16 protein-coding genes are annotated in these 19,358 nt (G+C 36.5%); 14 read left to right on the plus strand and 2 right to left on the minus strand.

The annotated features are described in order from the left end of the window. The first annotated feature begins 1 nt into the window (after position 1). From yiaK to K5G00_RS16360, 10 genes are all read left to right on the plus strand, one after another. Positions 2-1,009 carry a 3-dehydro-L-gulonate 2-dehydrogenase gene (yiaK, locus tag K5G00_RS16315; RefSeq protein WP_238767251.1) on the plus strand — a complete coding sequence of 336 codons (1,008 nt, stop codon included), beginning with the start codon at positions 2-4 and terminating at the stop codon, positions 1,007-1,009. 198 nt (positions 1,010-1,207) lie between these two features. Then, positions 1,208-2,320 carry an efflux RND transporter periplasmic adaptor subunit gene (locus K5G00_RS16320; protein ID WP_238767252.1) on the plus strand — a complete coding sequence of 371 codons (1,113 nt, stop codon included), beginning with the start codon at positions 1,208-1,210 and terminating at the stop codon, positions 2,318-2,320. Positions 2,321-2,324: 4 nt separating this feature from the next. Further along, entirely contained in the window at positions 2,325-5,393 is a 3,069-nt protein-coding gene (locus K5G00_RS16325; protein WP_238767253.1) for an efflux RND transporter permease subunit, read from the plus strand. After that, positions 5,350-6,729 carry a TolC family protein gene (locus K5G00_RS16330; protein ID WP_238767254.1) on the plus strand — a complete coding sequence of 460 codons (1,380 nt, stop codon included), beginning with the start codon at positions 5,350-5,352 and terminating at the stop codon, positions 6,727-6,729. Before K5G00_RS16325 ends, K5G00_RS16330 begins: the two co-directional genes overlap by 44 nt. 797 nt (positions 6,730-7,526) lie before the next feature. Beyond that, entirely contained in the window at positions 7,527-8,429 is a 903-nt protein-coding gene (locus K5G00_RS16335; RefSeq protein ID WP_238767255.1) for an oxidoreductase, read from the plus strand. A 21-nt stretch (positions 8,430-8,450) separates the two neighbouring features. Then, positions 8,451-9,239: a helix-turn-helix domain-containing protein gene (locus K5G00_RS16340; protein WP_238767256.1), complete on the plus strand. Its 789-nt coding sequence runs from the start codon at positions 8,451-8,453 to the stop codon at positions 9,237-9,239. A 301-nt stretch (positions 9,240-9,540) separates the two neighbouring features. After that, positions 9,541-10,488: a hypothetical protein gene (locus tag K5G00_RS16345; protein ID WP_238767257.1), complete on the plus strand. Its 948-nt coding sequence runs from the start codon at positions 9,541-9,543 to the stop codon at positions 10,486-10,488. A gap of 345 nt (positions 10,489-10,833) precedes the next feature. Next, complete coding sequence (locus K5G00_RS16350; protein ID WP_238767258.1) at positions 10,834-11,607, plus strand: class I SAM-dependent methyltransferase; 774 nt, start codon at positions 10,834-10,836, stop codon at positions 11,605-11,607. A gap of 510 nt (positions 11,608-12,117) precedes the next feature. Beyond that, positions 12,118-12,675, plus strand: coding sequence for a Crp/Fnr family transcriptional regulator (locus K5G00_RS16355; RefSeq protein ID WP_238767259.1), 558 nt, complete (start codon positions 12,118-12,120; stop codon positions 12,673-12,675). Between the two features lie 78 nt (positions 12,676-12,753). Then, the gene (locus K5G00_RS16360; protein ID WP_238767260.1) at positions 12,754-13,491 is read left to right on the plus strand and encodes an SDR family oxidoreductase; all 738 of its coding nucleotides are present in this window, start codon (positions 12,754-12,756) and stop codon (positions 13,489-13,491) included. Positions 13,492-13,752: 261 nt separating this feature from the next. Here the strand turns inward: K5G00_RS16360 and K5G00_RS16365 are convergent, their stop codons facing one another. Together K5G00_RS16365 and K5G00_RS16370 are read right to left on the minus strand one after the other, a co-directional pair. After that, positions 13,753-15,636, minus strand: coding sequence for a serine hydrolase domain-containing protein (locus K5G00_RS16365; RefSeq protein WP_238767261.1), 1,884 nt, complete (start codon positions 15,634-15,636; stop codon positions 13,753-13,755). A 159-nt stretch (positions 15,637-15,795) separates the two neighbouring features. Continuing rightward, positions 15,796-16,200 carry a hypothetical protein gene (locus K5G00_RS16370; RefSeq protein ID WP_238767262.1) on the minus strand — a complete coding sequence of 135 codons (405 nt, stop codon included), beginning with the start codon at positions 16,198-16,200 and terminating at the stop codon, positions 15,796-15,798. Positions 16,201-16,348: 148 nt separating this feature from the next. Between K5G00_RS16370 and K5G00_RS16375 the strand changes: the two genes are divergently transcribed. From K5G00_RS16375 to K5G00_RS16390, 4 genes are all read left to right on the plus strand, one after another. After that, positions 16,349-17,155, plus strand: coding sequence for a LytR/AlgR family response regulator transcription factor (locus tag K5G00_RS16375; RefSeq protein WP_238767263.1), 807 nt, complete (start codon positions 16,349-16,351; stop codon positions 17,153-17,155). A gap of 403 nt (positions 17,156-17,558) precedes the next feature. After that, a complete protein-coding gene (locus K5G00_RS16380) occupies positions 17,559-18,320 on the plus strand; it encodes a hypothetical protein (RefSeq protein ID WP_238767264.1) in 762 nt (253 codons plus the stop codon). 82 nt (positions 18,321-18,402) lie between these two features. Continuing rightward, positions 18,403-18,672, plus strand: coding sequence for a hypothetical protein (locus tag K5G00_RS16385; RefSeq protein WP_238767265.1), 270 nt, complete (start codon positions 18,403-18,405; stop codon positions 18,670-18,672). Then, entirely contained in the window at positions 18,665-19,165 is a 501-nt protein-coding gene (locus K5G00_RS16390) for a hypothetical protein (RefSeq protein ID WP_238767266.1), read from the plus strand. The genes K5G00_RS16385 and K5G00_RS16390 overlap by 8 nt, the downstream gene beginning before the upstream one ends. Positions 19,166-19,358 lie beyond the last annotated feature (193 nt).

A 19,358-nucleotide genomic window follows, 5' to 3' on the forward strand; every position in this document is an offset into this window, starting at 1 on the left:
TATGGAACAAATAAGGATATCTTTTGATAAAATGAAATCGGTTTTTAAACGGGTTTTGCTGAAGTACGGTTTTGAAGAATCAAAAGCTGAAAAATGTGCAGATATTTTTACCACCAACAGCCTGGAAGGAGTTTATTCGCACGGCGTTTATCGCTTTCCTCGTTTTATCGATTACATCCGGCAAGGTTTTATAAAAGTTGATGCAACTGCGGAACTCGCAAATGCCACCGGAGCCCTGGAGCAATGGAATGGAAATTCAGGACCGGGTCCCATTAATGCTGAAATATGCGCCAAACGTGCAATGGAGCTGGCTTCAAAAAACACAATAGGATGCGTTGCGCTGGGGAATACCAACCATTGGATGCGGGCCGGACTCTATGGCTGGCAGGCAGCAAAAAAAGGATTTTCATTTATTGCCTGGACAAACACAATTGCCAACATGCCGGCATGGGGAACTGCAGACAGCAAACTGGGAAACAACCCAATGGTTTTTGCAGTGCCTTACGGAGAAAGTGCTATTGTTCTCGATTTTGCCATGACACAATTTTCTTACGGGAAAATGGAAGCTTCTCAACTGGAAGGGAAAAACCTGCCTTTTGATGGCGGATTTAATAAAAAGGGAGAACTCACAAAAATACCGGGTGAAATTTTAGAAACAGGAAGGACCCTTCCCATCGGATATTGGAAAGGAGCAGGGCTGTCATTATTGCTCGATATTTTTGCAGCCATTCTATCCGCCGGAAAAGCTACACACGAAATCAGTAAACACGAGATTGAACATGCGGTTTCGCAGGTTTTTATTGCCATCGATTTAAAAAATCTACAGAATTATCCTGCCATTGAAAAATCAATCAACGATATCATCAATGATTTTAAAACTTCGATTTCGGAAAATGAGACGAACAAAATCCGATACCCCGGCGAAAGGATAAAAAAAACCAGAGAAGAAAACTTTAAAAAAGGAATACCGGTAAACCCGTCAATATGGCAAACAATTACCAAATTATAACCCTACAATTTGAGAACCTGATCACCAAACAACGACGGCATTTTAACCGGAACTTGTAAAATCAAATCCAAATTTCCGACATAAAAACTAAATGAATTGTTAATGGCGTTTTTTTTTAACATTTGTCATTTAACTTTTTAACCTTGCACTAGTCAAACACTATTTAGTAACCGAAATTTTTAAGAAAAACAACAAATTGTGGCAACAAAAAAGATTTTCAGGATTTCAATAACAGTTTTATTGATTCTTGTAATGGGGGGAATAATTCTGTACCCTAAACTCAAACCATTGTTATCAAAAGAAAAAAACGCTCAAAGTAGTATGCGGATGGCAGGCAGCAGAGCCAATCAACCTTTAATGGCAAGTGGTTATGTGTTGGTTCCTACTGAAATGAGTGAACTACGAAAAGCCGTTGGTTCGCTTTTACCGGATGAAGAAGTTGAGTTATCCTTTGAAACATCAGGTAAAATTGTAGGAATTTATTTTGATGAAGGAACCCGAGTAAAAAAAGGTGATTTACTGGCGAAAATAAACGACAGGCCATTACAGGCGCAATTGTTAAAACTTCAGGCACAGTTGAAACTTACAGAAGAAAAAGAATTCAGGCAGCGCCAGTTGCTTGACCGCGATGCCATCAGCCGCGAAAGCTATGATCAGATTTCTACAGAGTTGCAAGCTCTTCAGGCCGATATCAAATTAATTGAAGCACGGATAGCCGAAACCGAACTCAGGGCGCCGTTTGACGGCATTGTTGGTTTGCGGATGATAAGTGAAGGTGCAATAGCAACCACACAAACCAAAATTGTACGACTTGTAAAAGTAAGTCCGTTGAAAATCGAATTTTCTATCCCGGAACGTTATGCAGGCGAAGTAAATCCCGGGTATCCCATTTCTTTTAATGTTGACGGTTTTACCGAAGAATTTCGGGCTAAAGTTTACGCTATAGAACCCAAAGTTGAACTGGAAACGCGAACTATTGTATTAAGAGCACTTTATCCAAATAAAAATGAAGAACTAAAACCCGGACGATATGCAAGTGTTACGGTTAAACTTTCGCAAATTGAAAATACTGTTTCAATTCCAACCGAAGCGGTTATTCCCGAAATGGACGGAGAAAAAGTATTCATTTTAAAAAATGGTAAAGCTGAACAAAGAAATGTTGTAATTGGCCTTCGTACTGAATCTCATATTCAAATTAAAAAGGGGCTGAATTTTGGCGACACCTTGCTTACCACCGCAACTCTTCAATTAAGGGAAAGCCTTCCTGTTCAACTCGATACCTTAATAACCAATCAAAATACAGTTTTGTAACATCATGAGTCTATCGTCATTAAGTATAAAACGACCGGTGTTAGCCACCGTATTTTCGCTGGTTATATTACTCTTTGGGGCTATTGGAATGACCTACCTCGGGGTAAGGGAGTTTCCAAGTGTAGACCCGCCGATTATTTCGGTAAGGACATCGTATCCGGGAGCCAACTCCGATGTTATCGAAACCCAGATTACAGAGCCTTTAGAGCAATCTATTAACGGGATACCGGGAATCAGGACATTAACCAGTTCGAGTAGCCAGGGAAGTAGCAGGGTAACAGTTGAATTCGAACTTTCTGTTGATTTGGAGACAGCTGCCAACGATGTGCGTGATAAAGTTTCACAAGCACAGCGGTATTTACCCCGTGACTGTGATCCTCCAACGGTATCAAAAGCTGATGCAGATGCCAGCCCCATTATGTTTATCGCTGTTAAAAGTGCCAAACGTTCACTCCTCGAACTTTCGGAGATTGCAGAATTAACTTTTAAGGAACAGCTACAAACTATTTCAGGAGTGAGTTCAATAAGCATTTGGGGCGACAAAAGATATGCAATGCGCATTTGGCTCGATCCGGTAAAACTGGCGGGCTACCAAATGACTCCGCTTGACGTGCGGAATGCTATTTTGCGCGAAAACGTTGAACTTCCTGCAGGAAGTATTGAAGGTAACTCCACGGAATTGACCATCCGCGCACTTGGATTAATGACAACTGCCGAAGAGTTTAACAGCCTTATTTTAAAACAGTCGGGAGAACAGTTGATAAGAGTTCGTGATATTGGCCGCGCAGAAATTGGCCCTGAAGACATCCGGGGAATTATGAAAATGAACGGGATTCCGATGGTAGGTACTGTTATTATCCCACAGCCCGGAGCCAATCATATCGACATTGTTGATGATGTTTACGACAGACTCGAATACATCAAAAAAGATTTACCCGACGATGTTGAGATTGAAATTGGCTTTGACAATACCGATTACATTCGGACTTCCATCAAAGAAGTTCAAACCACCATTTACCTGGCTTTCTTTTTGGTTGTGGTCATTATTTTTGTATTCCTTCGCGACTGGAGGACAACCGTTCTGCCCATACTGGTAATCCCGGTTTCGTTGGTTGGTTCATTTTTTATCATGTACATCGCTGGTTTTACAATAAATGTATTAACCTTACTGGCCATTGTACTTTCCATTGGCCTTGTGGTTGATGATGCCATTGTGATGATGGAAAATATATATGTAAAGATTGAACAGGGAATGTCGCCGCGGGAAGCAGGAATTAAAGGTGCCAATGAAATTTTCTTTGCAATTATTGCAACAACAATTACACTTATTGCAGTATTTTTTCCCATCGTTTTTCTGGAAGGAATGACAGGTCGCCTTTTCCGGGAATTTAGTATTGTAATCGCAGGTGCTGTAGGTATTTCATCGTTTGTAGCTTTGACGCTCACCCCCATGCTTTCAACAAAAATCCTGAAAACCAGACACAAAAGAAGTAAAGCTTATAACGCCTCTGAAAAGTTTTTTGTAAAACTTAACAGTACGTATCAAAACTCTTTAAATTCATTTTTAAAGAAAAAATACATCTCTTTAATTATCCTTCTTTCTTCCGGTGTATTTATTTATTTTTTATGGAAAATTATTCCGGCTGAGATGGCACCAATGGAAGACCGTTCTCAGTTAAACATTAACATCACAACACCGGAGGGTTCTACTTACGAATATAATTTTGACTATGTAGAAGAAGTTAACGATGTCGTTAACAGGCTTGTGCCTGAGGCTGAGAAAGTAACCGCGATGGTAAGGGGAAGCTGGGCGTTTGTCCGGATTGTATTGGTCGATCCCTCAGAAAGAGAACGTTCGCAACAGGAAATAGCCGCCCAGTTAACAGCCGAATTGCGAAAGATGACAAAGGCCAGAGCCAGCGTTATCCAGCAATCTACATTTGGAGGACGGAGGGCCGGCTTGCCGATTCAGTACGTTTTACAAGCGCCCACCATCGAGAAACTTCGGGAAATATTACCCGAATTTATGGCAAAAGTTCAGGACAACCCCATTTTTGAAATGGCAGATGTAAACCTAAAATTTACAAAGCCTGAACTTCAAATAGAGATTGACCGCGACAAAGCCAATTTATTGGGGGTATCAACTCAAAATATTGGACAGACACTCCAGTTGGCGCTCAGCGGACAACGATTTGGCTACTTTATAATGAACGGAAAACAATATCAGATTTTGGGAGAACTCGCCCGTCAGGACAGAAATAAACCACTTGATTTAAAGTCACTATATGTTCGGAACAATAGTGGTGAAATGGTTCAACTCGATAATTTTGTTTCCCTGAAAGAATCAACAGCCCCTCCACAATTGTACCGCTACAACCGATTTGTGTCAGCAACGGTTTCTTCCGGTTTGGCAGAAGGCAGAACCATTAGTGAAGGGTTGGCAGAAATGGATAAAATTGCAGCGGAAGTTCTTGATGACACCTTTAGAACAGCGTTGGCAGGTGACTCCAAAGATTTTATGGAAAGCTCATCGAGTTTGATGTTTGCGTTCCTTTTGGCGATTGTTTTAATTTTCCTTGTACTTTCGGCGCAGTTTGAAAGTTTTAAAGACCCGATTATTGTAATGATGACCGTACCATTAGCCCTTACCGGAGCGATGTTTTTTATGTGGTACTTTAATGTTACGATGAATATTTTTAGCCAGATTGGTATCATCATGCTGATTGGTCTGGTGTCGAAAAATGGTATTTTGATTGTTGAATTTGCCAACCAGCGCAAAGAAGCCGGCATGAGTAAATTTGATGCGATCAAATTTGCATCGGCTGCCAGATTCCGGCCAATTTTAATGACCAGTTTATCAACTGTTTTAGGAATTCTTCCTTTGGCAATGGGATTGGGAGAAGGAGCACAAAGCCGCGTTGCAATGGGTATTGCCGTTGTTGGCGGATTAACCATTTCAACATTCCTTACATTATATGTAGTACCAGGAATTTACTTATTTATTTCAAGTGAAACAAAATCTATCAAAGATGAATCAAAAAGTCCTGAAAAAAACAAACCGGCATATCATTAAAAAAACAACAATCATTCTTCTGTTTTTTGTGTTTGTTTTCCAGCACAACAAAGCGCAGGAAATCTATGATTTGAGTCGTTGTATAACAACCAGCCTTGAACAAAACTATGCGGTAAAAATCGTCAGAAACCAGGAAGAAATTGCCGAAAACAATGTAACCCGGGGAAATGCCGGTTATTTACCAACTATTACGACGACAAACCGGTATGGGGCAAATTTGACTACTACGACTCAAAATATGAATGACGGTTCGGAACGGGTGTCAAGTGGTATTTACAATACGACAGGATCGGCCGGACTAAACTTTAACATGACGATATTCGACGGTTTTAATGTAAAAACAAGCTATCAGAAATTGAACGAGTTAAAAAAAATGGGAGAACTCAATACCCAAATGTCCATCGAAAACCTGGTTGCTCAAATTGCCGCTGAATACTACTATTACATCCAGCAGATAAACTATTTCAAAAATATGGAATATGCTGTTTCATTGTCGAGAGAGCGGGCCAGAATAGATGAAGAACGTTATTTGCTCGGAGCCTCTTCAAAACTTGAACTGCTTCAGTCGATTGTTTATCTTAATGCCGACAGCTCAAATTTAGCCAGACAGAACGAAGCGATTCTTGAATCGGAAATACGCTTAAAAAAGCTGATGGCGGTGGAAAACCTGGAAGAACTTATCGGGGTAAAAGATTCTTCCATCCTTTTTAACCCTGATCTTGTATACAACGAGTTGCTTGATGCAACGATGAATTTTAATACAGGTCTTCAAATCGCAAGAAAAAATCAGACCATTTCTGAACTCGACTATAAAATTATTACATCAAGGGCTTACCCATACCTGTATTTATCTTCAGGATATACCTACACTTATCGCGGGTATGGAACAGGTTCAATAAGCGATTACGGAACACTCGCCATAAGTAACCAGCAGTCTCGTGCATTTAATTACGGAATCAATTTAAGTATGGATATTTTCGACGGGAATAACCGCCGCAGAGAAAAAGCAAATGCACAAATTGATGTCAAAAACAGGGGAATACGACTCCGCGAAGTAGAACAGGATATTAAAGCAGAATTACTTACCGTTTATTATGCCTACGAAAACAATCTTCGTTTGGTACAAATGGAAGAGCAAAACCTGGAAGTTGCGCGCGAAAATCTGGAAATTGCTTTGGAAAGATATAAACTGGGAAGCCTTTCAGGGATTGAACTTCGCGAAGTTCAAAAAAGTTTGCTTGATGCCGAACAACGATTAATCTCTATAAAATATCAAACAAAACTGGCTGAAATTTCATTGCTTCAAATTTCCGGTAAGATTATGGATTACGCATAAATTCAGGATAGTAGTTCGGCCCCGGGATATGATCATGCTATCCCGGGATATGATCGTTGTAGCCAGAGATATGATCATGCTATCCCTGTTTTTAGCACAAAAAAACGCTGTTTTACCACGTAAAACCGGGATATGATCATGCTATCTCAGGATATCATTACGCTATCCAGGGATATGGTCTTGCCCGCGTTGGATATTGTCATTCTATCCAGGGATATTATCGTTCTATCCTTAGATAGAATCATTGTATCCCGAGACAGGATGGTTCTATCCCTCTTTGCAATATTTCCAAAACCAGCTAACAGCGGGAGATTGAACAGTTTTTCACAAAAAGATATCCCTCGCGCCAAATTTACAGACCGGAAAAAAACTCCTTGGTTTTAAAATAAATGATTGTTATTTTTAATGTACAAAAAATCGCCGACACATGAGCTAAACCTGTTGTGCCGCCCATAAATCCATCCTTAAATGAATCGTTCGAAAGAAATATCCAAAAAATAATTTTGATTTTTATGAAAAAAACGATAACACAGTACATATTGCAGGGCGGGATTCAGTGGTACTCCAACTGCGGATTCTCATTTCGCAGTTCCGTGTCCTTCGGACAGGAATCCTCTCCGAAATCCGTAACGACAACTTGCAAATGATTGTTATCGGCAAGTTTAAATATAGAACAATCACTAAATTCATTAAACCTTTGGACTTTTCAACAAACTAACTTTGGGCTTTACAGCAAACCATTTTGTTTTTTATATGCTGAACTTTGATTCAGAATATAAAACAGTAAAAAACAAAACATGATGTGGACAACAAACAATATTCCGGATCAAACCGGAAAAACAGTAATCGTAACAGGTGCAAATGTTGGTATTGGCTATGAAACAGCCCTTGCTTTATACAAAGCTGGTGCAAAGGTGATGCTTGCCTGCAGAGATTCCAAACGTGCAAAAGATGCGCTGGCTGAAATCCAAAAAACAAATGGGAAAGGTCAATTGGAAAGTGCCATGCTGGACTTATCAGATTTAGATTCTGTTCAGCGATTTTCAGAAGACTTTATTCAAAATCACCATCAGTTGGACATACTGATTAATAATGCAGGGGTGTCAATGCCTCCTGCATCAAAAACGAAGGAAGGATATGAATTACAATTTGGTGTAAACTTCATAGGCCATTTTGCACTCACAGGCCATTTATATTCTTTACTTCAATCAACCCCGAATTCGAGAATAGTAACCGTTAGCAGTAACGGGTATCAAACCGCAGTAATTGATTTTGATAATTTGAAATCTGAAATAAACTATGAACCTTTGCGTGAATACAGGCAGAGCAAATTGGCCGACTTAATCTTTTCAATTGAATTACACCGTAGAATTACGGCAAAAGGAGATAAAGTACTTTCCATTGCAGCACAGCCCGGAGCAAATAAAACTGAATTGACACGCCATCTGAGTGAAGAAGCCATCCAGGCGGGGATTGAACGTTTGGGAGAATTTATGGAGCCATGGCAGGGTGCTTTACCATCGTTATATGCAGCTGTCTTCAACAAAGCGAAAGGTGGCAATTTATATGAGCCCGATGAGGATGGATACAGAGGTTATCCAACTTTAACAAGTATTAAAGAAAACGCTTTAGACAAAACAGTTGCTGAACGGCTTTGGAATTTGGCTGAACAAATTACGGGGATTCACTATCCAGTATAGCAGAAAACAAATAGGTTATCAATGAACTCAAAAGAAGAAAAATCGACCGGCTCAAGCCCTGATATTTGGCAAGAGCAATTTATCTCATCACACATTTTTTTGTATGTTAAGAAAGGGATATTGCGATTTTTTGACGGAGACAAAACGGTCACATTTAAGTCAGGTGAATACTTCATAGCAAGAAAAAACAGACTTGCCCGATACATCAAAGGAAGGAGTAATGATGAATTTGACTATGTTGCCTTTATCTATGAAGAGGATTTTCTAAAATCGTTTCAGGATAAATACACGATACAGGAAAAGGACTTTTACTCTGCCGATACGTTTGTAAGAATAAAAGAAACCGAAGCAATACCTTATTTCATTCGTTCACTTGAGTTCTATGATAATTCATTAGGTAAGCCGAACGACGCGTTCAGGAATGTGAAATATGAGGAACTATTAATCATTCTTCTGCAAAATCAACCTGAATTTGCCGGACTGTTTTTTGATTTTGGGTTCCCTCAAAAAATAGATCTGGAAAAGTTTATGAACGGTAATTACAGATTTAATGTAAGCATAGAGCGCTTTGCTTTCTTAACCGGAAGAAGCTTATCAGCATTCAAACGTGACTTTGAAAACATATTTAAAACATCGCCGGGCAAATGGTTGGTTCAAAAAAGATTGGAGGAGGCCCATTTTCTGATTCAGGAGAAAAACCAAAAAGCATCTGACATATATCTTAACTTAGGTTTTGAAAACCTGTCCCACTTTTCGTATGCGTATAAAAAACGATTTGGACATTCACCAGGTAAAGTAACAAATAACTGAGAAAATACCAGCCGATAGATTTTGCATATTGCAGGCCGGGGTTCGGTGGTATGCCAACTGTGAATTCTCGTTTCGGAGAGTGTCCGTCAGACTGTGCTAAAACTAATAGAGTATTCGGATAGGTACACATAAAAAAATGGAAGAAATGAAATCTCAAAAGGTTAAATACAGTTTTTACACAGACTCCCGTTAGGGTTAATTTAAAAATCAATTCGGCCCCTGAAAAAGCTCGTTTCGGAAATAAAAAAATTAGGCCGTTAATCAAGAATGTTTAGATTTGAGCAAACAAAAAAGCGAATAAATGAACAAATTTTTTAGAATATTAAAAAAGATAATTTTATATACATTTTTCATTCTTTTACTTCTTTCGGTTGCGGGTTACATTTACCTCTATGTTCTTCCCAAAGGACCTGAAATCACAGCAGCCAGTAAAATTAATGTAGGAATGGACTCTTTTGTAATCCATGCTTATAAAAATAGTGAGAGAAAATCAATTAAGGTATGGACTTACAAACCTGAAAATTGGAACAACAAAGACAAAATAATTTTCGTTATGCACGGCGGTGGGCGAAATGCAGATGGCTATCTAAACGCTTGGGTTGAATTAGCCAATAAAAATAACCTACTAATAATAGCACCTGAATTCGAAAATAAGTTTTCAAGATATACAACGAACGACTATCAAGAGGGGAATTTATTTACCTTTTTGGGAACTAAAAACCCGAAAAGCGAATGGGCATATACAGTCGTTGAAAATATATTTGACCACATTAAATCGGTTAATAATATTACAAACGAGCAGTACGATATTTTTGGTCATTCAGCTGGCGGACAATTTATACATAGAATGGTAATGTTAATGCCCGAATCGAAAATTGGTACAGCTATCGCTGCAAATTCCGGATTTTACAGTTTCCCAAACCAGAACCTTAAATTTCCGTATGGTATCAAAAATACAGAAACAGATTTGCAAAAATCTTACAAAAAAAGATTGATTATTCTTTTGGGAGAATTGGATAACGACCCAGGTTTAGGAACTTTTAGAACCACGGATTTGGCAATGGAACAAGGAGCACATAGGTTGGAACGTGGAACAAATTTTTATAATGCAAATAAGGAATTAGGAAATAAAAACAACTGGGAATTTAACTGGACAATAGACACAGTAAAAAATATAGGTCACAACTATAAAAAAATGTCTGAAAGTGCAATTAAGTGGATAAAAACTAACCCTGTATATACAAAATAGGCATGACAGTAGTAAAATCAATGGTTGTAGCCGCTTCAAAATTGTAACGGTTTGATAAGTTTGAAGCCCGCAATCGCCCACTTTGCACATACTCACCGTTAGTCAGAATCCAATAATTGTGACGCTAAACATTGCAAAACATAGATAATAACAAATTTATTTTTCATAAATTTGAACCATGTTAAATAATAATTTGGATATTGTATTGTAAACAATTTACACTTCTTGTGTAGATTGTCCTTTTCGTTTATTCTCGAATCTTTCTTTCGAGCAATTTTTCTATTAATATAACTAAAGTATAACAAGCATACTCTAAAATGAAAAGTATGCATTAAAATTAATGCAATGAGTAATAACGAAAAACATACAATTCACGATTTTGATTTAAACATCATTTATGAATATTTTTCAAGCACAGAAAGACAAGGCCCCGGAAATATAGACGAAACCCTTAAAGCGTTGAGTTTTATAGACGGTCTTACCGAAAAGTCCAAAATTGCTGATATTGGTTGTGGAACAGGTGGTCAAACAATGGTATTAGGAGCACACACACCGTGTGAAATTATCGGTATTGATGCCTGGTACGGTTTTATAAATCAATTCAACCAAAATGCCCAGAATAAAAATCTTCAGGATAAAGTGAAAGGCATTGTTGGGAATATGGAGAACCTTCCATTTCAGGAAGAAGAATTTGATTTGATTTGGTCAGAAGGAGCAATTTATCATATGGGATTTGAAAAAGGATTAAAGGAATGGAGAAAATTTTTGAAACAAGGCGGATATATCGCAGTTACAGAAAATACCTGGTTTACTGAAGAACGACCTGCTGAAATTCAAAATTTTTGGCAGGAAATTTATCCTGAGATTGATACCATTCCGAATAAAGTTGCTCAAATGCAAAAAGCAGGTTATCTTCCGATTGCCACTTATATCTTACCAGAGAAAATTTGGACTGATTATTATTCCTCGCAAATATTGAAACGTGAATCTTTTCTGAAAAAATATAAGGGCAACAAAACCGTAGAAGAATTTGTAGCCTCTCAGCAATATGAAGCAGAGTTATATTACAAATACAAAGCATATTACGGTTATATGTTTTATATTGGAAAGAAGATTTAAACGATGATGAACCTGCTGTAAATTTGCAGTTGGATTAAAATGTGAAATTCCTTTCGTGTGTTAGCTTTTACGCACGAAAGGTCTTTTACGAACTTTGTGAAATGAGAGTTGAAAAATGCCACCCGATAACACTTTGTATTAGTAATGGCAGGCGATGTGGTAAAATTAAAGGTTTGTAGCCGGCTCAAACTGCGTTGCAGTTTGACAGGAAAGAAAAGTACAATGCAATCTACTACTAATCAAACAAGTTACAGTTAGCGAACAGTCTGAATTACCAAACAGCCGACATTTAAAAAAGCTATTGACATACTTCCGCAGACGATTCACTATTCGACTGACTCAACTGCATTTTAACAGGACATGATTACCCGACCAATATTTGTGGAACAGTCGTTCGCTGACGTATAGGAAATTATTACGGAAAGACAATCATTCAGACTTACAGCCAACGAGCAATACTTTTTACCAAATGGTAAATGTGCACAGACTACAATTACTAATTTTACGATTATGAAAGAATTGATAAATTACTTATTACAGTTTGGTCATCTGAATAATCAGCAAATAGACCTTATAACAAACAAAGCAAAAGAAATCGAACTTCATAAAGATGAGTATTTTATAGAGGCCGGAAAAAGTTTAAAGCAAGTCGGTTTTATTGTAGAAGGCATTTTTCGTGTTTGCTACTACAACAATAAAGGTGAAGAAATTACCAAAATCTTTATTGAAGAAAATCATCTTTTATTTAATCCCAGAAACGAACCTTTTACTGAATATGTTCAGGCAACTACTGATTGTAAACTTGTTGTAATTTCAAATTCTGATTGGAAACAAATAGGCGATACCATTGTTGGTTGGGACAGCATTATACAAAAAGTAATCAATAAATCTCTTACCGAAAAACTTGAACGGGTTAGCCCTTTGGTTTCGCAAGACGCAGCTACACGTTATCTTGAATTTATTGAAAAATACCCAACGCTTGTCAATCGTATTCCATTAGCTTACATTGCTTCTTATCTGGGAATTACGCAACAATCATTGAGCAGAATTAGAAAAAACATTCGCTAATTCACTTTTTACCAAATGGTAAACGGCTTCATTTTTTTACTTACCACTTTTACCGTGTCAATTTAAAAAAAGTAAAAAATGAAAACAGTATTGATTACAGGTGGAAGTGCAGGCATAGGACTTGCTACTGCAAAAGCATTTATTAATAACGGTGCAATCGTTTTTATTACAGGCAGAAATCCTGACAACCTAAAAAAAGCGGAAGCAGAAATCAATAGTCCTAATCTGAAAACAATCGTTTCAGATATAACAGACTTAACAAGTATTTCGGCTTTGGCTCAAACCATTGCTGACAAAGAGGAAAAATTAGACGTTCTTTTTCTAAATGCAGGCATAGGAACATTTGCCTCTATTGAAACCACAAGCGAAGAAAATTTTGATGAGCAGTTTAACACCAATGTTAAAGGTATGTTCTTTACGTTACAGAAACTCATTCCGCATTTAGCTGAAGGTTCGGCTGTTATTCTATCTTCTTCCGGTGCATCTGTAAGTGCAGCACCGAACACAAGTGTATATTCTGCCACAAAATCTGCGGTGGACGCCATTGGGCGTGTAGCGGCAAGTGAATTGGCAATCAGAAAAATAAGAGTGAATGTTATAGCACCGGGACCAACTATCACGCAAGGTTTTAATAATTCTGTCCCAGCCGAAGCGGTGAAAGGACTACAAAAACAAACTGCGGCAAGCATTCCATTGAAAAGATTAGGTTTAGCCGAAGAAATTGCAGACACCGTTATTTTCTTAGCCTCCAATGCAAACATTACAGGAGCTTATTTATCTGTTGATGGCGGTTTTACCTTGCGTTCAAAAGTTTAACGGTAAGAAATGACACCACAACTTTACAACAACAATCCTGGGCTATTGTATTCTATATTGCCAAGTTTACTTTTATAAGCAAATTATCCACAGTGACACCCGAAATGGGGGTATAAACCAAGTTGGTAATAGGGATATAACCCAAAGTTTTGCGTTACACATACGGTGGCAGTAATTGAACATTGAGTAAACTGCGTTTCTCTTAAGCTATTCCAGGAAAAGCAAAATTATAGCCCAACTTTAAAATGTTGGGCCAATTTCTTAATAATTAAATCCAATTAAATTATAATACATTAACCAGGGAATAAAAAACAAAGCAACAACAACGATTACAGATTGGTATATTAAATCAAAAGTTCCCAGTTCTTTAAACCAAATAGCTTTTGTTAATAACCAGAGGACAAGAAGTTCTAATGGGATAATTATAAACGGTATCATTAGTGCTATTTTCATGAGCAACGGTATACCATATGAAAATTCCATGGGATCGGTCGTTATTAAAGTAAAAGCCACCAATGCAATAAAAAGTACAATTAAAGAGGCAAGTGAAAAATTAACGATTTTAATAAGATGACTTTTTTTATTGCGGACAAATAATTTACGTACAGCGCTAACCATGATGTAAATCAATAAAATAAGGATAGTAATCCCAATCCAGAAAATCTGAAACTTGACAGGTTCGTACCATTTTAATTTTTTGTATGCATAGGCATCGTTAAAGAAATAAGAAATTTCTTCTTTTGTATCTCTGCCAAAAGCCAGGTATTTGCCATCTTTTGATTGGAATGATAAATCGGACACCGGAACAAGTTTATCATGGTATGGTAATATCTCAAGCGTATCACCTTTTGTTACTATTTCAATTTCAGGAATTAAGCCAAACAGAACACCCAATTTATCCAACGTTCTTTGCCCATAACTGGCTGTATATCGGTATGTACCGGTAAACATTTCCAATGGTTCATCAACTTTACCAACTGTGGGTGTCACTTTTTTTTCGGTACTACTGGTTGGGATCAGCTGTGCTAAAAGATCATTAATAAACTGGTCAATAAATACCCTGCTTTTACCATATTGATAGCTCGAAGAGTTTGCACTAATGAAAAGACCTATATTTTTTTCCGGAATCAATGATAATTGACTTTCAAACCCCGGAATATTACCAGTATGCCCACAAAGTGTTATTCCGTTCCAATTCCTTTCCTGAAAGCCCATCAAATATCCGTATTCAGCATTTTTATATTGTCTGAATGGTTCATAAAACATTTTAGCTACAGTGGTAGAATCTAAAATTTGAATCCCTTTAAAATTACCATTGTTTAAGAACATGGAAATAAAGTGTCCCATATCTGATACCGTTGCGTTTAATCCTCCTTCCGGATAATTGAGTTGATAATTTGGTTTGCAAGGAATTAATTGCCCTCCCTTTTGCAAATAGCCTGTTACATAGTTTTCTTTGAGTCTGTTTTGCCTTTTAAAACTGCTATATTCCATTTCCAGTGGTTTCAATATCCTTTGTCTGATGTACTCATTACAAGGCAGACCGGATACATCTTCGATAATAAGCCCCAATAAACCATATGCCTGTCCGGAATACGATATGACCTTACCCGAAGGCCTTATTTGAGTTGGCATATGTTTTATTAAATATTGGGCTAAGGGAATTACATCTTTTTCTTCCAGAACTGCGGAGCCAATATAGTATTCATCTATACCTGCAGTATGGGTTAAAAGGTGACTTACAGTAATCGTGTCGTTGAATTTAGAATCTAATTGAAATGTTGTAAGATAGCTGTTAACGTCCCTATCAAGTTCTAACTTTCCATCCTCGTATAATTGCATAATTGCTGTTGCTACAAAAGTTTTTGAAACAGAACCTATTCCAAATATTGAAGAATTGCTATTCACCGGAGTATTGGATGCAATATCGGCTAAACCATAACCATTCATATGAAGAATAGAATCTCCTTGTATTAATACAATGGTAGCTCCTGCCATATTATAGGAATTCATACCTTCTGTAAATTGAGAATCGATCCAGGCTGATAAATCAACATTTTGGCTATCTGTATTTTGGGAATATGTTTTATTCCCGAATGAAAAAACAGAACATAGAATTAAAAGATTAATAAGTAAATGTTTCATTGATAGTATTTGATTTTGATAATTATTTTTTGCAGATGCACATAGTGAAAGTTTTGTACTAAATAGTACCCCGGATATAACGATACCTGCTTGCTGAATACATATAGCTTCACCGGCAAAGCTATCGGACAAGTAAGATGTGTTATTGAAAAATGAAATTTAAACGCTAACCTGCTTAGTTTGCTTTTTCTCAATCAAAATAGAAGCTATAAACCACAGTAGCAATGACAACAGGTAAATGAGAATGCCATATATGGTACATATCATGGTTGCACGTATCCCTTCAAATACTATTTCTGGTCTAATCTCTAACCCTTGTTCGGTATTTGCTTGAATTATTGAAAACATGCCGGAAAATCCAATCATCTGACCTAAAACTCCAGTTGTCAGTGAAAATAAGCCCATCATTCTACCATATCCAAGCTTTCGTAAAAAGACTGTTTTATCAGTTGATTTGGAATTGTATGCAACAATAAAATGATAAAATATCCAGGCAGTTGTAATAACCAATAAAATTGTTAGAGCACTCATAAAGGGACCTCCCATTAAAAATAAATCTTTCATAAATAAAAAACTTAATAGTTAATACTTCTGCCAAAGTATATTGAATCGCGAAATTCATCAAGGTCAAATCCGGTTCTTATCGGGTAATCTGCCGACTCTAAATGGTAATTATTATATCTTTAACGAAAATAGTGCGAAAAAATAAAAAATGAATAAAAAATCAAGTAATCTATATTACCATATCGCCTATTGGATTTTTGTATTACTTGTGTTAAGTATAACTTTTGGATTTTCTTGGGGAAACAAAACCGCTGCCCTTTTCTTCGTAAGTATGCTTCTTCCAATTGTTATCGGAACCTCCTATTTTTTCAACTATGTACTTGTTCCTAAATTTTATCTCACTAAAAAGTATAAACGATTTGCATTTTATACTTTTTGCACGGCAATTATATCAGTATACCTCGAAATGTTAGTTTTAGTTTTTTCTTTTGTCTACCTGGTAAATGTAAACTATCAAAACCTGAGTCCTAATGCTGTTCAAGTTACTCTTTTAGCGGTTGTATTGTATTTACTGGTATTTATTGGATCGTTTCTCTTAATGATGAGGCAGATTACGGAAAACAGACAATTGATACAACAACTTACAGATGAAAAAGAGAAACTGAAGAAATCCTTTCTTGAAATTATGTCAAACCGAAGGATGGTTAAAATACCTTATAATGAAATTATTTACATCGAAAGTTTGTCCGATTACATTAAGGTAGTTACTATTAATGGAGAAATTGTAAGCAAAGAAAAAATAAGCCTGCTAGTTGAAAGATTACCCGATATTTTTTTGAGAATTCATCGTTCATTTATTATCAACACAGAAAAAGTTAAAGAGCACTCTTTGAATGAGGTTTTAGTTGATGATATCAGACTAAATATTGGCAGAAGCTATAGGAAAGCGGTTAAAGAATTGTTGAATAGCAATCGTGAAACAACAACTACCGCCAATCGAGTAGATGGCCGGTGAGCTAAAACCGCACATTTGCAATGTGTGATTCAATCACTTCTATACAAAAAAGTACATAGAGAAAATTCACTCCGCCTACCGCTCGTTTGCTACTAAATTTAAACTGAGCCTGTTTTCACGAGATGCTTCTCAAAAACAACGGACAAGGTTTGTCTGCCACACACGACACCACTGCAGGTAATACCATAAATGTTAAATTTTTTGTTATCGTTTTTACTGAATTATGTTTATTTTTAGGTAGTTAAAAACCAAAACCGAAAATGAAACACCAGCCACGAATAACAAAAATCAAAAATCTGAAAAATGAATTTGCTGGATTAAAAATTGGTTTGAGCAGACGTTATGGGTCAGTTTAAAAACCAGTAATCAATTACGTTTATTATATGCTAAAACCAAAAAAATCATGAAACCAAAAAGAATATCTCTTGTACTATTAGGTTTGATTATTATCATTTCAACCGCTTGTCAAAAAGATGATACCCCTGCTTGCAGCTATCCAAAGAATGCGAAACTAAAACGTATCGTATCATGTTTAGATTTAGACTTTACCTGTCCTGCTATGGAATGTCAAAATATTCTGGGGATTGAGGAAGAGTATAAATACGACAGTAAAGGCAGATTAGAGAGGGTATTGATACGCCCAAGATATGAAGATGGCATTCTCACCTCATTGTTCAGTAATAATTTATACAAGTACAACTCAAAAGACCAATTGGTGAAAATTGAATATTATAGTTTATTTGAAGATGAGTATTATATTTATCAAACCGATACCTATACCTATTCTGACGATGGTAAAAAAATAAAAGAAAACATCGAATATCTTAATTCGGATAATCAATACAAACTTTATAAATACTCTGATAACAGATTGACAAGAATTGATATTTATAAATCAGATTCCGATGAAATAGAGTACTATATACTACTTGAGTACGATGATTCGGAGAATTTAGTTAAAGAAAAGTTTTATAATAAAGATGACGTTAATTGGTTTGATATTAAACATGAGTTTGAGAATGGATTAAATGTAGTAACGCATCATGCTACGGGCAAGTTTATAAAAACCTACGATGAGAATGAAAATTTAGTTTTTGTGGAATCAGACTATTTTTCCGGAAGCTCTAAAGGAAATTTCAGGCATAAATATGAATATTTTAATTAAAACCAACCCATAACGGTAGGTTTGAAGAAGCAACCAATTTCCAAGAAAAATCATCTTATGGAATAGCTAAATGATTAAACCAATGAAAACAGAACAATTAATGATTTTAATTTTCAGCATGATTCTTATCCTCAATTCAAGCTGCCAGAAAGAAAATGATTTTATCGAAAATCCTACATTCCCAAACAAAGGGAAACTGAAACGGATTTTGTTTTATCCTCCAATCGAAAGTAAAGATGCAGTTAGCATTGATAAAGAATATGAATATGACGAAAATGGAAGAATAAGTAGGATTAACTCCCCAATGTACGAAAATGGTGAAATAACAACAGGATTGTTTTCTTATGAATAATTACAATTCCATAGGACAGTTGGTTAAAATCGAAAATTATCATGCTAATTCAAATTCACCAACTGTTTTTATCAATTTGAAAAACTATGTGTATTCCTGTACAGACGATGGTAAAATTGACAAAATAGAAGTATCCAATGATTATTCCTTGTACAAATACGAAAATAATTTATTAACGAGAATAGAAGAATATGGAAACTCTGGTGGATTGGAAAGATATACAGAGTATGAGTATGACAATTCAGGCAAGCTTATTAAAGAAACTGATTATGGATCAGACAACCGACCTTGCGCGTATACAAAACATTCCTTTAAAAATGGGCTAAATATTCAGTCTGACATATATAACGGAGAGGAAATGACAACACGTGTACGCGAGATACATAGAACCTATGATGGAAATAATAATTTAATCATTAAAGAATCAAATGAATTGTTATTAACTAGCTCAACAATTAGCTATGTATTAAGATATGAATATTTTGAAGAATAAAAACCTTCCCACAGCAAATTGCATTGCAATTGCAGTGGTACATGTTGTCTCTGCTCCTTTCCTGACCGTCTTCGTCCTTCGGACTCCGACGTTCTTCTAAACCCGCAACGATAACTTGCAAGTGACCGTCAGGCTGTGCAAAAACTAATAGAGTATTCGGATAGGTATACATAAAAAAATGGAAGAAATGAAA

Source organism: Maribellus maritimus, from assembly GCF_022267315.1.
Taxonomy (GTDB): domain Bacteria; phylum Bacteroidota; class Bacteroidia; order Bacteroidales; family Prolixibacteraceae; genus Draconibacterium; species Draconibacterium maritimum.

Coding starts and splice junctions, on each gene's coding strand:
- yiaK (WP_238767251.1), top strand. CDS start 2: ATGGAACAAATAAGGATATCTTTTGATAAAATGAAATCGGTTTTTAAA.
- K5G00_RS16325 (WP_238767253.1), top strand. CDS start 2,325: ATGAGTCTATCGTCATTAAGTATAAAACGACCGGTGTTAGCCACCGTA.
- K5G00_RS16330 (WP_238767254.1), top strand. CDS start 5,350: ATGAATCAAAAAGTCCTGAAAAAAACAAACCGGCATATCATTAAAAAA.
- K5G00_RS16335 (WP_238767255.1), top strand. CDS start 7,527: ATGATGTGGACAACAAACAATATTCCGGATCAAACCGGAAAAACAGTA.
- K5G00_RS16340 (WP_238767256.1), top strand. CDS start 8,451: ATGAACTCAAAAGAAGAAAAATCGACCGGCTCAAGCCCTGATATTTGG.
- K5G00_RS16345 (WP_238767257.1), top strand. CDS start 9,541: ATGAACAAATTTTTTAGAATATTAAAAAAGATAATTTTATATACATTT.
- K5G00_RS16350 (WP_238767258.1), top strand. CDS start 10,834: ATGAGTAATAACGAAAAACATACAATTCACGATTTTGATTTAAACATC.
- K5G00_RS16355 (WP_238767259.1), top strand. CDS start 12,118: ATGAAAGAATTGATAAATTACTTATTACAGTTTGGTCATCTGAATAAT.
- K5G00_RS16360 (WP_238767260.1), top strand. CDS start 12,754: ATGAAAACAGTATTGATTACAGGTGGAAGTGCAGGCATAGGACTTGCT.
- K5G00_RS16365 (WP_238767261.1), bottom strand. CDS start 15,636: ATGAAACATTTACTTATTAATCTTTTAATTCTATGTTCTGTTTTTTCA.
- K5G00_RS16370 (WP_238767262.1), bottom strand. CDS start 16,200: ATGAAAGATTTATTTTTAATGGGAGGTCCCTTTATGAGTGCTCTAACA.
- K5G00_RS16375 (WP_238767263.1), top strand. CDS start 16,349: ATGAATAAAAAATCAAGTAATCTATATTACCATATCGCCTATTGGATT.
- K5G00_RS16380 (WP_238767264.1), top strand. CDS start 17,559: ATGAAACCAAAAAGAATATCTCTTGTACTATTAGGTTTGATTATTATC.
- K5G00_RS16385 (WP_238767265.1), top strand. CDS start 18,403: ATGAAAACAGAACAATTAATGATTTTAATTTTCAGCATGATTCTTATC.
- K5G00_RS16390 (WP_238767266.1), top strand. CDS start 18,665: ATGAATAATTACAATTCCATAGGACAGTTGGTTAAAATCGAAAATTAT.